General features: G+C 67.9%; 18 protein-coding genes. 7 read left to right on the forward strand and 11 right to left on the reverse strand.

Features of this window, described 5'->3' with window-relative positions; all coding sequences use genetic code 11:
• Nucleotides 1-101: 101 nt before the first annotated feature.
• On the reverse strand, nucleotides 102-338 hold the full coding sequence (locus QTH90_RS10900; protein ID WP_286664572.1) for a hypothetical protein: 237 nt from the start codon (nucleotides 336-338) through the stop codon (nucleotides 102-104).
• A 108-nt stretch (nucleotides 339-446) separates the two neighbouring features.
• Here QTH90_RS10900 and QTH90_RS10905 point away from each other — a divergent pair, with 108 nt between their 5' ends.
• Nucleotides 447-956 (forward strand): hypothetical protein, encoded by a 510-nt coding sequence (locus QTH90_RS10905; protein ID WP_286664573.1) that lies wholly within the window; start codon nucleotides 447-449, stop codon nucleotides 954-956.
• A gap of 3 nt (nucleotides 957-959) precedes the next feature.
• On the opposite strand, the gene QTH90_RS10910 is transcribed toward QTH90_RS10905, so the two are convergent.
• On the reverse strand, nucleotides 960-2,132 hold the full coding sequence (locus tag QTH90_RS10910) for an MFS transporter (RefSeq protein ID WP_286665400.1): 1,173 nt from the start codon (nucleotides 2,130-2,132) through the stop codon (nucleotides 960-962).
• A gap of 52 nt (nucleotides 2,133-2,184) precedes the next feature.
• A complete protein-coding gene (locus tag QTH90_RS10915) occupies nucleotides 2,185-2,970 on the reverse strand; it encodes a UPF0149 family protein (protein WP_286664574.1) in 786 nt (261 codons plus the stop codon).
• 22 nt (nucleotides 2,971-2,992) lie between these two features.
• Here QTH90_RS10915 and QTH90_RS10920 point away from each other — a divergent pair, with 22 nt between their 5' ends.
• Both QTH90_RS10920 and QTH90_RS10925 read left to right on the forward strand, forming a co-directional pair.
• Nucleotides 2,993-3,253: a hypothetical protein gene (locus QTH90_RS10920; protein ID WP_286664575.1), complete on the forward strand. Its 261-nt coding sequence runs from the start codon at nucleotides 2,993-2,995 to the stop codon at nucleotides 3,251-3,253.
• The gene (locus QTH90_RS10925) at nucleotides 3,250-4,170 is read left to right on the forward strand and encodes a BUD32 family EKC/KEOPS complex subunit (protein ID WP_286664576.1); all 921 of its coding nucleotides are present in this window, start codon (nucleotides 3,250-3,252) and stop codon (nucleotides 4,168-4,170) included. The genes QTH90_RS10920 and QTH90_RS10925 overlap by 4 nt, the downstream gene beginning before the upstream one ends.
• Here QTH90_RS10925 and QTH90_RS10930 read toward each other — a convergent pair.
• Together QTH90_RS10930 and QTH90_RS10935 are read right to left on the reverse strand one after the other, a co-directional pair.
• Nucleotides 4,167-4,568: a putative toxin-antitoxin system toxin component, PIN family gene (locus QTH90_RS10930; RefSeq protein ID WP_286664577.1), complete on the reverse strand. Its 402-nt coding sequence runs from the start codon at nucleotides 4,566-4,568 to the stop codon at nucleotides 4,167-4,169. The genes QTH90_RS10925 and QTH90_RS10930 overlap by 4 nt on opposite strands.
• Before the next feature lie 15 nt (nucleotides 4,569-4,583).
• Nucleotides 4,584-5,288 carry a glutathione S-transferase C-terminal domain-containing protein gene (locus QTH90_RS10935; RefSeq protein WP_286664578.1) on the reverse strand — a complete coding sequence of 235 codons (705 nt, stop codon included), beginning with the start codon at nucleotides 5,286-5,288 and terminating at the stop codon, nucleotides 4,584-4,586.
• A 103-nt stretch (nucleotides 5,289-5,391) separates the two neighbouring features.
• Between QTH90_RS10935 and QTH90_RS10940 the strand changes: the two genes are divergently transcribed.
• Entirely contained in the window at nucleotides 5,392-6,423 is a 1,032-nt protein-coding gene (locus QTH90_RS10940; protein WP_286664579.1) for a methionine synthase, read from the forward strand.
• Between the two features lie 85 nt (nucleotides 6,424-6,508).
• The gene (locus tag QTH90_RS10945; RefSeq protein ID WP_286664580.1) at nucleotides 6,509-6,973 is read left to right on the forward strand and encodes a nuclear transport factor 2 family protein; all 465 of its coding nucleotides are present in this window, start codon (nucleotides 6,509-6,511) and stop codon (nucleotides 6,971-6,973) included.
• 19 nt (nucleotides 6,974-6,992) lie between these two features.
• On the opposite strand, the gene QTH90_RS10950 is transcribed toward QTH90_RS10945, so the two are convergent.
• Complete coding sequence (locus QTH90_RS10950) at nucleotides 6,993-8,249, reverse strand: THUMP domain-containing class I SAM-dependent RNA methyltransferase (RefSeq protein ID WP_286664581.1); 1,257 nt, start codon at nucleotides 8,247-8,249, stop codon at nucleotides 6,993-6,995.
• A gap of 70 nt (nucleotides 8,250-8,319) precedes the next feature.
• Here QTH90_RS10950 and QTH90_RS10955 point away from each other — a divergent pair, with 70 nt between their 5' ends.
• Both QTH90_RS10955 and QTH90_RS10960 read left to right on the forward strand, forming a co-directional pair.
• Nucleotides 8,320-10,095 (forward strand): hybrid sensor histidine kinase/response regulator, encoded by a 1,776-nt coding sequence (locus tag QTH90_RS10955; protein ID WP_286664582.1) that lies wholly within the window; start codon nucleotides 8,320-8,322, stop codon nucleotides 10,093-10,095.
• Nucleotides 10,096-10,152: 57 nt separating this feature from the next.
• Nucleotides 10,153-10,770, forward strand: coding sequence for a YceI family protein (locus QTH90_RS10960; protein ID WP_286664583.1), 618 nt, complete (start codon nucleotides 10,153-10,155; stop codon nucleotides 10,768-10,770).
• A gap of 1 nt (nucleotide 10,771) precedes the next feature.
• Here QTH90_RS10960 and QTH90_RS10965 read toward each other — a convergent pair whose 3' ends face one another.
• From QTH90_RS10965 to QTH90_RS10985, 5 genes are all read right to left on the reverse strand, one after another.
• Complete coding sequence (locus QTH90_RS10965) at nucleotides 10,772-12,376, reverse strand: phospholipase D family protein (RefSeq protein WP_286664584.1); 1,605 nt, start codon at nucleotides 12,374-12,376, stop codon at nucleotides 10,772-10,774.
• A 13-nt stretch (nucleotides 12,377-12,389) separates the two neighbouring features.
• Nucleotides 12,390-13,976: an RNA polymerase factor sigma-54 gene (locus QTH90_RS10970; protein WP_286664585.1), complete on the reverse strand. Its 1,587-nt coding sequence runs from the start codon at nucleotides 13,974-13,976 to the stop codon at nucleotides 12,390-12,392.
• A gap of 31 nt (nucleotides 13,977-14,007) precedes the next feature.
• Nucleotides 14,008-14,784, reverse strand: a complete 777-nt coding sequence (gene lptB / locus QTH90_RS10975; RefSeq protein ID WP_286664586.1) for an LPS export ABC transporter ATP-binding protein — start codon at nucleotides 14,782-14,784, stop codon at nucleotides 14,008-14,010.
• Between the two features lie 14 nt (nucleotides 14,785-14,798).
• Nucleotides 14,799-15,476, reverse strand: a complete 678-nt coding sequence (lptA, locus tag QTH90_RS10980; RefSeq protein WP_286664587.1) for a lipopolysaccharide transport periplasmic protein LptA — start codon at nucleotides 15,474-15,476, stop codon at nucleotides 14,799-14,801.
• Between the two features lie 121 nt (nucleotides 15,477-15,597).
• Nucleotides 15,598-16,245 (reverse strand): thiol:disulfide interchange protein DsbA/DsbL, encoded by a 648-nt coding sequence (locus tag QTH90_RS10985; RefSeq protein ID WP_286664588.1) that lies wholly within the window; start codon nucleotides 16,243-16,245, stop codon nucleotides 15,598-15,600.
• Between the last annotated feature and the right edge of the window lie 53 nt (nucleotides 16,246-16,298).

The following is a 16,298-nucleotide window of genomic DNA, read 5'->3' on the forward strand; positions in this document are numbered from 1 at the left end:
GCGAATGCCGCCCTATGCCGTACACAACGTCCGCACCATCGGTGTGGCGGACATGCCCTCTGTGAAGTTGGTTGCCAAACGTCAGCAACCGCGCAGGGCGCTCAGTCGCACCGGTAGGTGACTTCCCCTGCCGGAACGCCCGGCCCCTTGGGATCCAGAAAGCGCATCGGCGCGCCGAAATTGCGGCAGTAGGCCTCCGCCTCCTGCGCGGTGGGCGACTTGAACACGCCGTCGCCGAGCCAGGTCACGCGGGGAGCGGTGCGCGACGCGCAGCCGGCGACCAGCGCCGTGAGGATCAGAATGAGAAGGGTGGCGAAACGCCGGATCGGGAAGGGCATTGCAGCGAGCGTCAAAGCAGGAAGCTCGCGACTTTACCGACTTCCGACACCGGGGGAGCCACTCGTCCGACAGCCGACGCCCGCTCGAGCGCGCACAGTGAGGCCACCATGGAACATGCAGCCGGCATTCCGATGAAATTGCTAGGCGCCCTCGCGCTGGCTTGCGCGCTGCTGACGGGCTGCGCGAGCGACCCATCACGCGTGCAGCCCGGCACGGGCCGCGACCAGGTCCTGCAGCAATTGGGCGCACCGACCGCGATCTACCGCACGCCGACCGGCGAACGCCTCCAGTACTCGCGCGGGCCGGCTGGATTCGAGGTGAGTAACGTCGATCTCGACTCCGCGGGCCGCGTCTATTCGGTGCGGCAGGAACTCAACGAAGGTCTGTTCGCCAGCACCATCAAGCCGGGTGAATGGCGCGTGGAGGACGTTCTCTTCACCTACGGCCGGCCGTACCAGCAGACGCGCGTGACCTCGTTCAACGGCACCGTATGGTCCTGGCGGTATCTGCAGATCAACAACCGGCGCTTTCTCTACATCTACGTCGATCCGACGGGGCGGGTGGACCACTACAACGTCGGCGACGACCTGGAGTTCGACCGCCGCCGTTGGTGGTGAGGGCTACGCGCCGGGCGCCGGTAGCCGGGCGAATGCGATCGTTGCGGTGACCAGCAGCACGGCGATGGTCGCCAGCACAGCGCTGTAGGGCTCCACGCCATGCGCGATGGCGACCGAAGCGGCCACGCCCGTGACCCACTGCATCAGGGCCACGCCGAGGAACATCGCCATCGTGAAGACTGCCATTGCACGTCCGGTGATGGCCGCGGGGTACGCGACCCGCACATCGGCGTACTGCCAGACGATGAAGCCCGAGAGCAGCCCGATCAGGATGGTGCCGCCGACGTCAATCCACGCCGAGGTGAAGAAGGCGATGGCAAGGAAAAGACCTGCATACGCCAGGCTGCAGGCCACGATCCGCCGGCGCCGCACCGGACCGTCTCTGTCCAGGCGGCCGAAGAGCGGCGGCCCGAAGAGCGAGATCACCGACACGATCAGCGCCACGTTGCCGCTCTGCACCAGCGAATAGCCGTGCCGTTCGATCAGCAGGGGCCCCAGCCAGAGGCCGCGCAGCGAGATGAAGGCCGCATAGGTCACGGCGCCGAGCACCATGATGCCGAGCGTGTGCGGCATGGCGAAGAGCGAGCCGAACTGCCGCAACGCCCCGAGCACCGACTCGCGCGGCTGCGTCCCCTGGGGCAGCGGCTCGCGCACCCACCAGAGAATGGACAGCCACGCCAGCGCCGAAGCCACGGCCAGCACGACGAAGCCCATCCGCCATGAGCGCTCCTGCACCAGCCAGGCGAGCGGCGTGCCGGTCAGCAGCATCCCGAGGCCGCCGATGCCGAGCACCAGCCCTGACACCGAGGCGAAGCGTGCCGCCGGGAAGTGCCGCGCGATGAACACGGTGCAGACCAGGAAGGCCGGCGCGCAGCCGACACCGATCAGCACCTGTCCGCCCACCAGCACCAGGTAGTTCGTCGACAGAGCCGAGACCACCGCACCTGCGATGGCGAGCGGAAAGGCCGTGAGCACGGTGCGGCGCACGCCATGCAGATCGATGCCGATGCCCATGAAGAGCTGCATCGCGCCGAAGGCGAAATGAAAGGCGCCCGAGAACACACCGAGTGCCTGCGCCGACAGCTTGAACTCCGCCTGCAACTGGCTCGCCATGATGGCGCCCACCGTGCGGTAGGCCTGGCTCAGCGCGAACGCCGTGCACAGCGCCAGCACCATGGTCCAGGCCGTGCGTGCAGGAAGCGCGGCGGGCGCGCGGTTCGGCGAAGCCTCAGCCGGCACCGTGGCACTTTTTGTATTTCTTGCCGCTGCCGCAGGGACAAGGATCATTGCGTCCCGGCGTCGCTTCCTTGCGGATCGTCTCGACACGCGGCCCCATGCTGCGCCAGAGCTGGCGCAGGTCGTACACGGCCCAGATCGCCGCCCCGAAATCGTCGACGCGCTCCTGGCTCACGCTCGGCGGGCCGTCCTCGGCGTACATGGAGAGCACGGGCTTGCCCTTGTCGTCCTCGGTGAGGGTGACGATCGCGTCGAGCGCCTCGTCGAGCATCTGCGCGGCTTCCTTGTCGCGCGGCGGCGCCCAGTCGTCGGGCCAGTTCTCGACCGCGAACATGAAGCCCAGGGCCCAGACCTGCGCGAAGGAAGGGATGGCTTCGCCATCCATCTCCCCGCGCTCTTCTTCCGGCAGGGCGGCGATCGCGCCGCGCGTGTCCAGCACCTCGGGTTGCCAGGTGCGTTCGTCGTCCAGGGATTGCACGTCGGCGTCGAGGCCGGTCTCGATCTCGCTCCAGCGCCGCTTCCAGCGCCAGATGAATTCCATGTGCCGGGCCGGCACGAAGCCGTCGCCCAGCAGCACGGGCCAGTATTCGGAAGGCTCGATCGGCCTGCGGGAGCAGACCAGCGCGGCCATGAAGCCCTCGCAGAATTCCCATTGCGGGATCTCCTCGTCATGCTCGCGCATGGCGTCGAGGGCGTGGTCGAGGGCATCGAAATCGTCGGGGCCGAGCGGTGCGTTGTCGGGCTGGGCGGGGGTCGGGGTGTCGGCTTGGGTTGTCATGGCATTGCGGAGGCAGCCCTCTATGATGCAGCAAGGTTCCCGGAGACCCTCTATTTCTACCCTGATGATTCCGCCGTTTCCGGCGCGTTACACCGCGTTTGCGCTATGCGTGGCCGGCCTTGCCACCAGCCTCGCCGCAGTTCTCGTCATGCCGCACCTGTGGACGGCATGGATCGCCCTCATCGTCTTCGCCGTGCTCACCGGCACCGGCGTGCACGACCGGCGCCAGGCCCGCCACGCGATCCTGCGCAACTATTTTCAGCCCTTGACCCTGTCCCTATGAATCCACTGAGACGGGGCGGGTCGTCCACCCGCGTGCAGATGCGCAAGAGCATGGCCTCGGCACCCATGCCGCTCGAGCCGGGCGCACCGCCGCCGCAACCCGAGGACTACGCGGAGTTCCTGCGCACCACCCTGCCGCAGCAGACGAAGCTGGTCGCGAGCCACCGCTTCGGCAACGAGCGCGTATGGCTCAAGAAGGCCGGACCGCGCCACGGCAAGATGCGCTACCACCTGCTCGCGGCGATCGCCGGCACCTTGCGGCTCGACGTGCTGTCGCCGGTGCCCAACCCGGGCGGCGAGGCGGCGATCGAGATCGAGGCGCGCCGGCTCAAGGCGCTCGGCGTCGCCGGACTGCGCGTGCCCGCGGTGCTGGCGCAGCAGGCGGACGGCCTGCTGATCTCCGACCTGGGCGAGAGCGGCCGCCCGTCCGTGGTGCTGCAGGAGCGTCTCGACCAGGCCGCTGCCGCTGGGCCGGCCGCCCTGCTCGCGGTGTGGCATGACGGCCTCGATGCCATCGCCACCGTGCACGCGCGCGACGCCTACCTGAGCCAGGCCTTCGACCGCAACATGGTCCAGTGCCCCGACGGCACCATCGGCTACATCGACTTCGAGGACGACCCGGGCGAGACATTGCCGCTGGCCGAATGCCAGGCGCGCGACTGGCTCAGCTACCTGCACTCGACCGCGATGCTGGTCGATGCCGCATCGCCGCACGCCGCCGCCGCGCACTGGCATGGCGTGCTGGCCGATGCCAGCGACGAGGTGCGCCAGCGCCTCGCCGTGGCGGCGCGGCGCATGCGCTGGCTGCGGCACCTGCCGTCAGGCCGGCGCTGGGGACGCGACACGCAGCGCGTGCGTGCCGTGGCGAGCCTGCTGGCGCGCTGGTACGGCAGCGAGCCGCGCCAGGCCGCGGGCTAGTCGCGCGACACCACGACACCCAGCGCCGCCAGCCGCTTTCGCAACGACAGCACCGCCCGGTCCTTGCTCAGCAGCCGGGCGCGGTGCGCAACCGCGAGGTCGATGAATATCTGGTCATCGGGGTCGCGGCAGATGCAGGACGCGCGGACGGGCACGCCGTCGACCACCTTGGCCTGGGCGTCGAAAGCCGCAAGCACCTCGTCGGCGCCCCGCCCCTTGGCGGCGAGGCGCCCGACGATCAGGGGGTAGTCCAGCACGCGCGCGAGTTCGTCGCGCATCGCCCGGGTGGCGAGCCAGCTCAGCTCGCCGGCAGCGAGCGCCGCGGCCAGCGGCGCGCGCTCGGGGTCGTCGAACACCAGCAGATCCAGGACGATGTTGGTGTCGAGGACAACGGTCATGCCGGACGCGCGTGATCAGCCGCGGCGCGGAATGCCCAGGCCCGCGACCACCGCAGGCCGGGCCACGAAGGCGGCGAGCACGCGATTCACGTTCGGAAAATCCTGGATGCCCACCAGATCGCCCGCTTCATAGAAGCCGACCAGGTTGCGGACCCACGGGAAGGTCGCGATGTCGGCGATGGTGAAGTCATCGCCCATGATCCAGGCGCGGCCCTTCAGGCGTTGCTCCAGCACGTTGAGCAGGCGCTTCGATTCGGCGACGTAGCGGTCGCGCGGGCGCTTGTCCTCGTAGTCCTTGCCGGCGAACTTGTTGAAGAAACCCAGCTGGCCGAACATCGGCCCGATGCCGCCCATCTGGAACATCAGCCACTGGATGGTCTCGTAGCGGCCTGCGGCATCCTGGGGAATGAGCTTACCGGTCTTGTCGGCCAGGTAGATCAGGATGGCGCCCGATTCGAACAGCGCCAGCGGCTTGCCGCCCGGCCCGTGGGGGTCGAGGATGGCCGGGATCTTGTTGTTGGGATTGAGCGAGAGAAACGCCGGCGACGTCTGGTCGTGCGTCTCGAAGCTCACCAGATGCGGCTCGTAGGGCAGGCCCGTCTCCTCCAGCATGATCGACACCTTGACACCATTGGGCGTGGGCAGCGAATAGAGCTGGAGCCGGTCCGGGTGCACGGCGGGCCATTTTTTCGTGATGGGGAAAGCGGACAGGTCGGTCATGGAGTGATGCGTGTTCGGTTCGGGATGGGCGTGCATTCTGTCCCAGGTGCGCGCCGGCTGCTTGTTCGCTACGCTCTCGCCCTGATCATTCGGAGACATCACCATGACCCGCCCCCTCTTCAGCTCGACCATCGCAGGCAGCCTGCCCAAGCCCGCGTGGCTGGCCGAAACCCAAAAACTCTGGCCTCAATGGAAATCGGAAGGCACCGACCTCGCGCAGGCCAAGGCCGACGCCACGCTGCTGTGGATCAAGGCGCAGGAAGACGCCGGCCTCGACGTGATCGGCGACGGCGAGCAGTCGCGCCAGCATTTCGTTCACGGCTTTCTCGAACAGGTCGCAGGCATCGACTTCGAGCACAAGGTCAAGATGGGCATCCGCAACAACCGCTACGACGCGATGGTGCCGCAGGTGGTGTCGGAGCTGCGGCTCAAGGGCCGCGTGCACGCGACGGAAGCCCGGCTGTTGCGCGCCCACACCACGCGCAAGATCAAGTTCACGCTGCCCGGCCCGATGACCATCGTCGACACCGTGGCCGACCAGTTCTACGGCGACCGCGTGAAGATGGCGATGGCCTTCGCCGACCTGCTGAACCAGGAGGCACTGGCGCTACAGGCCGACGGCGTGGACATCATCCAGTTCGACGAGCCCGCCTTCAATGTCTACATGAAGGACGCCGCCGACTGGGGCGTGCAGGCGCTGGAGCGCGCCGCGCGGGGACTCACCTGCACCACGGCCGTCCACATCTGCTACGGCTACGGCATCAAGGCCAACGTCGACTGGAAGGCTTCGCTCGGCGAGGAATGGCGCCAGTACGAAACGGTGTTCCCGGCGCTGGCGAAGAGCAGCATCGACCAGGTGAGCCTGGAGTGCTTCCACTCGCACGTGCCACCGAACCTGATGCGCCTGCTCGAAGGCAAGGACGTGATGGTGGGCGTGATCGACGTGGCAAGCGACACCATCGAGACGCCCGAGCAGATTGCCGACACCATCGGGGACGCACTGCAGTACGTGCCGAAGGGAAAGCTCCTGCCGTGCACCAACTGCGGCCTGGCGCCCATGGACCGGGAGGTTGCGCTGAAGAAGCTGCAAGCACTGGCCGAGGGCGCCGCGCTGGCGCGCAAGCGCTACGGTTGAAGGTCGCGGCGCGTCTTTGCCAGCCGGGGAACCTCGTGACCCCGGTGACTCCAACAAGCTCGATTCATTTCACTTGGGAGATCTGATGCGACGTTCATCATTGGCAGCCTTTGCCGTTTCAGCAGCCTTTTTCCTTACGCCTCTGCAAAGCCTTGCGCAGGCGACCCCAACGACCCAGCAGGAAGCCAATCGCCAGGCGGTGCTGGCTTTCTATGAGAAGGGGCTGAACCAGAAGGATGCCGAAGCGGCCTTGAAGTATGTCGGCAACCGCTACGTGCAGCACAACCCCAATGCGGCGGACGGGCCCGAAGGCTTTCGCAAGTTCATTGCGTTCCTGCAGGACAAGTTTCCGAAGTCGCACAGCACCATCCAGCGCTCCTTCGTGGATGGCGACTACGTGATCCTGCATGTGCACGCGGTGCGCGAGCCGGGCACGCGCGGCACCGCGATCATCGACATCTTCAAGCTCGAGAACGGCAAGATCGTCGAGCACTGGGACGTGGCGCAGCCGGTTCCGGAAAAGGCTGCCAACGACAACGGCATGTTCTAGGAACACACCGCGCCGGGCATCAGCGGAACGAGCCGGACTTGAGGTCGAAGCGGAACAGCCGGCACTCGATCGGCCCGTTCCACATCGGCACGCGGCGCGATTCCTTCAGGCGCATGCGCTTGGGCAGTTGCAGGTCCGGCGTGAGCACCCAGGCGCTCCAGCCGGAGTAGCTCTTCTTCCAGTGGCTGGCGAGCTGCACGAAGAACTCGCCGCCGTCCTCGGTCTGCGCTTCCTCGCGTCCGCGTGCGGCAACGGGGGCTTCGTCATTGCCGCCGTTGCGCCGGCCGCGTGCGACGCCGCCGACCTCGATGCGCTCGCCATACGGTGGGTTCAGCACGATCACGCCGGACTCGGCCGGCGGCATGCGCTGCAATGCATCGCCGCCGCGGAACTGCACCGCTTGCGCGACCCCAGCACGCTCGGCATTCCGCTCGGCGAAATCGACCATGCGGTGCGACACGTCCGAGCCGAAGATCACGGGCTCTTTCACGGCGGCGTCAGGTGCCGGCGCGGCTTCGGCCTTCAGCGCCGCCCAGACGTGCGGCTGGAAAGGCAGCAGCTTCTCGAAGCCGAAGCGCCGCAGCGAGCCGGCCGCGATGCCGCCAGCGATCTGTGCGGCTTCGATGGCGATGGTGCCGCTGCCGCAGCAGGGGTCGTACAGCGGCTGGTCCGAGACTTCGCCGGTTTCCGGGTTCCACCAGCCGCTCGCGGCCAGCATGGCGGCGGCGAGCGTTTCCTTCAGCGGGGCATCGCCCTTGTCCTGGCGCCAGCCGCGCTTGAAGAGCGGTTCGCCGGAGGTGTCGATGTAGAGCGTGCAGAGATCGGTCGTCAGATGGGCGAACACGCGGGTGTCTGGCCATTGGGTCTCGATGCTGGGCCGCACGCCGCCCGCCTTGGCGCGGAAGCGGTCGGCGATGGCGTCCTTGATGCGCAGGGTCGCGAAGTTGAGGCTCTGCAGCGGGCTGTGCTGCGCGGTGGTCTCGATCTTGAAAGTCTGCTTCGGCGTGAACCAGATCTCCCAGGCCACGCCGCTGGCGATGGCGTAGAGATCGTTCTCGCTGCGGTAGGGCGCGTGGGCCAGTTCGATCAGCACGCGCTGCGCGAGCCGGCTGTGGAGGTTGAGCTTGAGCGCGTCGCGCCAGTCGGCCCGCACGCGGACGCCGCCGCGCAGGGTGAGCAGGTCCTGCCCCACGCGCCCGGTCAGCGCATGCACTTCCTGCGCCAGGAATTCCTCGACGCCGGCGGCGCAAGGGAGAAAAAGAGAGAGGTCGTTCACCGCCCGATTGTCGCCGGGACCGTCTTTTCCATGTGCCTTGCCTTGGTGCTGCTCTATAGTGCGTTCGCCGATGAGCTCCGCGCCCGCCTCCCCCGCACACCCCGAGGCTTCGCCGGCCGATCGGTTCGCGATCCATTGCGAGGTGCTTCGCCTCAGCGCCCAGCCCAGCGGGCCCGTGCTGCTGGTGCAGTTCCTGCTCGACTGCGGCGTGGCCGCCCTGTTCGCTTGGCAGTACTCGGTGCTGCATGCCGGCATCTGGATCGCGCTGATCGCGGTCACCACGGCCTACCGGGGCTTCTTTCCGCAACATCTGCCCGAGACGCTGACGCCCGAGAACCTGCCGCCGGCGCTGCGCCTGCACACAATGCGCATCGCGGTGCACGAAGGCGCGCACGGCGCGGCGGGCATCCTGCTCTTCAACAGGGCCGACAGCACGGCGCAACTGATGCTCGGGCTGGTCATCATGGCGATGACGCTGTCCTCCGTCTTTTCCGTTTCGTACTACACGCCCGCGATGCAGCTCGCCATCACGCTGCTGCTGGCGCCGGTCATCGTGATGGGGCTCACGACCGGATCGCCCGCCATGATGGTGCTGTCGGTGCTCGGCATCGGCCTGCTCGCCATGGTCTGGAAGCTGGTGGCCGAGCGCTCGCGCCAGCTCGAGGAAAACATCGGCCTGCGCCACAACGAAAGCACCTTGCGCGAGCAGGCGCTGGCCGGCCTGCGCGAATCGCAGCAGGCCCAGGCCGAGCGGCTGCGCTTCTTCTCGGCCGCCAACCACGACCTGCGCCAGCCGGTGATGGCCATGGGCCTGCAGGCCGAAGTGCTGCGCCACCAGCTCGATGCCGGGGAAGACCGGATCACGGTGCAGAACACCGTCGCCGCGCTGTCGCGGGCGCAGCAGGCGCTCGAGGCGCTCACCAACCAGTTGCTGGAGATCGGGCGCATCGAGGCCGCGGCCGATCCGATCACGCCCTCCGCGGTCGCGCTCGCGCCCCTCCTGCACGAGTTCGCGCGCCAGGCCGGCAGCGGCCGGGTGCGGGTGCGTTGCCCGGCCGATGCGGCGGCGTGGACGGACCCGGTCGCGCTGCGGCGCATCCTCGGCAACCTGGTGGACAACGCGCTCAAGTTCACCCCGCACGGGCGCGTGCTGCTGGCGTGCCGGCGGCGCGACGAGGGCTGGCGCATCGAGGTGCGCGACGCTGGCGTCGGCATCGCACCGGAGGCGCAGGAACGCGTGTTCGGCGACTTCGAGCAGGTGGGCAATATCGAGCGCAACCTGCAGCGCGGGCACGGCCTGGGGCTGGCCATCGTGCGGCGTCTGGCGGAACGCCTGGGCGTGCTTGTCACGCTGCGGTCGGCGCCGGGGCGAGGGTCGGTCTTCGGCTTCGTGCTGCCGGCCGCGCCGCACGGCGCTCCGTTGGCGCCCGCGCTCGTCTCGGCGACCGAAAGCGCCAAGGCAACGCAGGGCACCACGATGCTGCGCCCCGGCCTCGCCGTGCTGGTGGTGGAGGACAACGCCGTGGTCGCCGACAGCATCGCCGCGCTGCTGCGGCTCTGGGGCGCCAGTCCGCGTGTGTACGCCAGCGCGGCGGAGACGCTGGCACTGGCCAATCTGTCGACCATCGACGTCGCGCTGTGCGACATCCGCCTGCCGGGCGAGATGGACGGCATCGCGCTCGCGAAGGAGTTGCAGCGGCTCCGGCCGGACCTGGCCATCGCGCTGGTGTCCGCCGACATCGACGACACGATGCAGCAGCTCGCGCGAGAGCGCGGCTGGCAGGCGCTGCGCAAGCCCGTGCAGCCCGCGGCCCTGCGCGCGCTCCTGCTGCGGGCGCAGGGCTGAGCGCAGGCATATGCTTCGGGCATGGCCGCCGTTTCAAACGCAATCCGAAAGCCCGCCATGAAGAAGCTCATCCCCGTGGTCGTGCTGACCGTGGCAACCACCCTGACCGCCGCGCAGCAGGCGCCGGAAGCTGCGGCCAAGCCGGCCGGAGGTCCCGTCAAGGGCGCCACTTACGTGATCGATCCGACGCACACCTTCGTGATGTACGAGATGGGCCACTACGGCACCACCACCAACCGGGGCCGCTTCAGCACCAAGGACGGCAGCGTCAAGATCGACCCGGAAGGCGCCGGCGGCAAGGTCGACATCACGATGGACATCAGCTCCATCAACACCGGCGTCGACCTGCTCAACCGGCATCTGCAGAGCAAGGACTTCTTCAACGCCGCCGAGTTTCCGACGGGCCGCTTTGTGGCCGACAAGATCGCCTTCAACGGCGACAAGGTCACCGAGGTCGCGGGCACCCTCACCTTGATGGGCCAGTCCAAGCCGGTGACCCTGAAGGCGAACCGCTTCAACTGCTACACCAGCCCGCTCATCAATCGCCAGATCTGCGGCGGCGACTTCGAGACGACGGTGGAGCGAAGCAACTGGGGCATCACCTGGGGGATTCCGTTCGGATTCGAGGACAAGGTGCGGCTGCTGGTGCAGGTTGAAGCCGTGAACATCAGATAGCCTACAAAAGACTCTCCGGCGCCAGCGGCGCCAACAGCTCCAGCATCAACCGGTCCCCCAGGTCCGAGTCCGGCTCCACGGTGAGCACCGTCTCGATGCCATCCTCCGTACTCACCCATTCGAGCTTCTCGCTGCCCTTCGCGAAGCGCACGCGGTAGGCGCCCTGCTGCTTCAGCACGTCGAGCAGCTTCAGCACCTGCTGCGCCATCTCGGGGCTGAAGATGATGAGTCCGATCTCGGTGTTGTGCGTGTCGGAGCGCGGGTCGAAGTTCATCGATCCCAGGAAGAGCGTGCGCCGGTCGAAGATGGCCGATTTCGCATGCAGGCGGCCGACCTGCGAGCCGAAGAGGCCGAGCCGCACGCTGCGTCGCGTGCGTACCGAACTCAGCTCGTAGAGCTCGACGTCGAGGCGCAGCATGTCGGGCCGGTAGCGGCGGTAACCGGTGTGGACCACGGGCTCGTCCGTGGCCGCCAGCGAGTTCGTGACGACGCTGATCCTGACATTGCGCGCGCGGACCTCGCGCATCACTTCCAGGCCGGCCTTGCCGGGGATCAGGTAGGGCGAGACGAGCGTGACTTCGGAGCGCGCGCGGCGCATCTGCTCGATGACGTTGTAGCGCACGCTGTCGACGTCGAGCAGCGGCACGCCGCCGTAGGACGCGGTCTTGCCGATGACGCGATCGGGCGAGTCGGCATAGGCCTCGGCGCGGGTCCAGATCAGGCCGAGCTGGCCGGCCTTGATGTCCTCCGCGATCGGGCCGTAGCCGAGCACGTCGTTCGGCGCGGGCGGGCGCGGCGCTGGCGTGGTGGCCGGGCCGGTCGCCTCGTCGAAGCGGCGCATCAGCTCTTCGCCCGAAAGGCTGGTCTTCACGACGGTCCCGATGGGCCGCACGTAGGCGCTGTTCCAGTAGAGGTCGAACAGGCTTTCCAGCCGTGCAACCAGGGCGCCGGAGACGAAGGTGTCGATGTCGAGGAAGTTCTCGCCCGCCATCTGCGTGAAGTACTCGTTGCCGATGTTGCGCCCGCCCGCCACCGCCATCGCGCCGTCTGCGATGAAGAGCTTGTTGTGCATGCGGCGGTTGACGCGGTCGAAGTCGAAGAGCGACGCGGAAAAGCGCTGGAGCATGCTGTCGCGCCCGGCGGGGAACGGATTGAACAGCCGGAGCTCGACGTTGGGCGTGGCCGCGAGCCCGAGCAGCAGCTCATCCTCGCCCGAGGTGTAGAGGTCGTCCATCAGCAGCCGCACGCGCACGCCGCGCTGCGCCGCGTCGCGCAGCGTGCGCAGGAAGTAGCGGCCGGTCTCGTCGTTCTCGATCTGGTAGTACTGCACGTCGAGCGTGCGTTCGGCGCGGCGCGCGAGTTCGAGACGGGTGTTGAGCGCGAAGTCGCCGCCGGGCATGAGGCGGAAGCCGCTCAGGTCGGGGTCGGGCTGGGAGGCCCTGGCGATGCGGCCCAGCGCCGTGTCGGCCGAGGCGGCGATCGCCGTGGACGGCGTGCGTTCGAATTCGTCCGGCAGGGTCGCGCAGCCGGTCGCGAGCAACAGCGCCGCCATCCAAGCCCAAGCCCAACGCAACCCATCGGGAAGCAGGCCGGGGCGACGGCTCATCGGCAGGCGCCCTTCAGAGGGCCTTGCGCAGATTGGCGGGTGCGATGCGCAGGGCCTCGCGGTATTTCGCAACGGTGCGTCGCGCGCACTCGATGCCCTGCTCCTTGAGCATCTCGGAGATCTGGCTGTCGGAGAGCGGCTTCTTGAGATCTTCCGAACTCACGAACTGCTTGATCAGCGCGCGCACCGCCGTGCTCGACGCATTGCCGCCGGTTTCGGTGCCCAGCGCCGAGCCGAAGAAGTACTTGAGCTCGACCGTGCCGTAAGGCGTCGCCATGTACTTGGCGGTGGTCACGCGGCTGATGGTCGATTCGTGCAGCCCGAGTTCGTCGGCGATCTCGCGCAGCACCAGCGGGCGCATGGCCAGTTCGCCGTGTACGAAGAAGCTCTTCTGCCGCTCGACGATGGCGTTGGACACGCGCAGGATGGTGTCGAAGCGCTGCTGGATGTTCTTGATAAACCACCGCGCCTCCTGCAGCCGCTGCGAGAGCGCCTGGCTGCCCTCGCCCTTGTGCTGCTTGAGCGCGCCGGCGTAGATGTCGTGCACGCGCAGGCGCGGCATGACTTCGGGGTTGAGCATCACGCGGAACTTGGTGTGGGTGCCGTTGCCGACACGCGTGACGATCACATCGGGTACGACTACGTTGCGCTCGACATCGACGAAGCGGCGCCCCGGCTTGGGTTCGAGCCTCGCGATGAGCTGGAGCGCGGCGCGCACTTCTTCCTCGTTGCTGCGGGTGAGCGTGGCCAGGCGCTTGAAGTCGCGCCGGGCGAGCAGTTCCATTGGCTGCTTGCAGATCGCGATGGCGGTCTTGCGCACCTGCGCTTCGTCGTCGGCCTCATCCTCGTGCGCCAGGGCGCGCAACTGGATGGTCAGGCACTCGCCGAGGCTGCGCGCGCCCACGCCGGCAGGCTCCAGGCTCTGCAGCAGGCCGAGCGCAACCTGGAAATGATGGACGAGGTCGTCGAACTGGTCGTTGTCGTCACCCGCCAGGCCCGAGGCCAGCGCGGGCAGCGAGTCTTCGAGGTAGCCGTCGTCGTTGATCGATTCGATCAGGAAGCGGAGCGCGGCGCGGTCGGTCTCGCTCAGGCGCAATCCGAGCGCCTGCCGGTGCAGGAAGGACTGGAGCGACTCCTGGCTGCGCGCGAGTTCGGTCGCGTCGGTGCGCTCGTCGTCGCCCAGGTTGTTGGCGCGCGCGGGGGCGTCGCCGCCCCATTCACTGTCGTCGGGCGCGAGGTCGACCGAGCCGTCGCCTTCCCAGTCGGGCTCGCCATCGGCGGTATCGGCGGTGGCGACTTCGGTGTCGCTGGTGGCGGCGACGGCGACTTCCGGGGCAGACGACGACGCGACGGCCGTGAAGTCGCCTTCGCCGTCGGCGAACCGATCGTCATCGCGCACCGGCGCATCGGCCGCCTCCAGCCCGAACTCCTCGCGCGTCGCCTCTTCGGCCGTGCGTTCGAGAAATGGGTTGTCGTCGAGCATCTGCTCGACCTCCTGGGTCAGCTCGAGCGTGGAAAGCTGTAGCAGCCGGATCGACTGCTGTAGCTGGGGTGTCAGCGCGAGATGCTGCGATACACGCAGCGAGAGACCCTGTTTCATGGAGAACCGAAAACCCTCGCCTTTGGCATGCTTACATTCTGAAATGCTCGCCGAGGTAGACGCGTCGTACCTCGGCGTTGTCGACGATCTCCGCGGGCGTGCCTTGTGCCAGTACATGCCCGTCGCTGATGATGAAAGCGTGGTCGCAGATGCCCAGCGTCTCACGCACGTTGTGGTCGGTGATCAGCACGCCGATGCCGCGTTCCTTCAGGAAACTGATGATCCGCTGGATCTCGATCACCGCGATCGGGTCGATGCCGGCGAAGGGCTCGTCCAGCAGGATGAAGCGCGGCTGCGTGGCCAGGGCGCGGGCGATCTCGACGCGGCGGCGCTCGCCGCCGGACAGCGACAGCGCCGGCGAATCGCGCAGGTGGTCCACGCGCAGGTCGGCCAGCAGTTCGGCGAGCCGTTCCTCGATGCGCTGCTTCGACAGCGTCACCGGCCGGCCCTCGGCGTCGGGCTCGCGCTGCAGTTCGAGCACGGCGCGCACGTTCTCCTCGACCGTGAGCTTGCGGAAGATCGACGCCTCCTGCGGCAGGTAGCTCAGGCCCATGCGCGCGCGGCGGTGGATCGGCATGTGCGCGATCGGCTCGCCGTCGATGGTGATGACGCCGGCGTCGGCCCGCACCAGGCCCACGATCATGTAGAAGGACGTGGTCTTGCCCGCGCCGTTGGGGCCCAGCAGGCCGACGACTTCGCCCTTCTGCACGCCCAGCGACACATCCTTGACGACCTTGCGGCTGCCGTAGCTCTTCTGGAGCCCGCGCGCCTCGAGGCGACTGCCCGGTGCGCCAATTCCCTCGCTCATGCCAGCGGTTTCGATCACTTCTTGGGTTCTCCCCCGAGGGTGGTGGTGGAGCGCAGGCCGGCGCCCGGCGCCGGAGCGGCGGGCTTGCTGCCGGCGGCCGGCGCCGCGGGAGCAGCAGGCGCCGCCTTGGGCGTGAGGATCGCCTTGACCCGGCCGCCCTGGCTCGCCACGCCGGCGTTCGGCGGCACCGACGAGCCGTTGACGGTGAAGGTGTCGTTGCTCTGGTCGTAGACGATCAGCGGGCCGCTGCTCTCGTCGTTCGGCGTGGCGCCGATCAGGCGGCGCATCACCGCGCGGCGGATGAACTTCACGTTGTCGGCGCGGCTGTCGTATTCGATGACTTCGCCCTCGCCCTCGATCCACTCGTCGGAGCCGGAGTCGCGCTTCTGCTTGTAATAGGCCAGCTTGCCGGGCGCCGCCGTGACCACGCCGTACTGGTAGCCCTCGGGGTCCTGCCGGACGTCGATCCGCTCGCCGCGGATGACGATGGTGCCCTTGTTCACCACCACGTTGCCCGTGAACACGCTGGTCTGCTTGAGGTCGTCGTAGCGCATCGAATCCGCCTCGATGTTCATCGGCTTGGTGCGGTCGGCTTTCTCGGCCTGGGCGGCCGACGCGAGGCCGGCCAGGGCCAGGGCGAAAAGCAGTGCGCGGCTGAGATGGCGGAAGGAGGAGGAGAGTGGCGAGATCATAGAGGCACGAAACTTGCTCGAAGATTGTATGCGGCCGACGGACGCGGTTTCGCAGGCACTGACGAAAAAGCCCGCAGAAGCGGGCTTCATGGACGGACGGGTGGCGCGACCACCCGCTTCTTCAACCCTTGCGGGCTTCTCCGATCAGGAAATCGGTGACCTGCAGCGCGCGGTCCAGATTGCCCGCGGTGTCGCCGTCCACATACCAGCGACCGGCCACGCCGATGGCCGGCACGCCGGCGACCTGGTAGTCGCTCGTGAGCTGGGCGGCGCGCTTCGCCTTGCCGGAGACCGAGAAGGACTTGTACAGCTCGGCGAACTTCTTGGCGTCCAGGCCCGGCTGCTTTTCGACCCACGCCAGAATTCCCGCGTCGCCGGTCAGGGGTTGGCGCTGCTTGTGGATGGCGTCGAAGATCTTCGGCTGGAACTCGTCCACCTTGCCCATGGCTTCGAGCGTGTAGTACAGGCGCTGCTTGGCCTCGGTGTCATTGCCCACGAAGGGCACCGGGATGCGCTTGAAATTGACGTGCGGCGGCAGCTTCTTGATCCAGGCTTCGAGTTGCGGCTCGAAGGCCGCGCAATGCGGGCAGTTGTAGGAAAAGAATTCGACCACCTCGACCTTGCCGGCCGGCGTGTCGACCGGCGCGGGCTTGCCGAGCGCGATGTAGTCGGTGCCTGCCTTGGGCGGGCGTTGCTGCGCGTGCGAAGGGGCCACGAGCGGAAGAAGGCCCAGCGAGGCAGCGGCCATCGAAAAGTCACGACGTTTCATTCAGAGGTTCTCCTGTCGCCTGAAAGAGCCCGCGGTCCGGGGTGGAGTTCCCC

Source organism: Variovorax flavidus (assembly GCF_030317145.1).
GTDB lineage: Bacteria > Pseudomonadota > Gammaproteobacteria > Burkholderiales > Burkholderiaceae_C > Variovorax > Variovorax flavidus.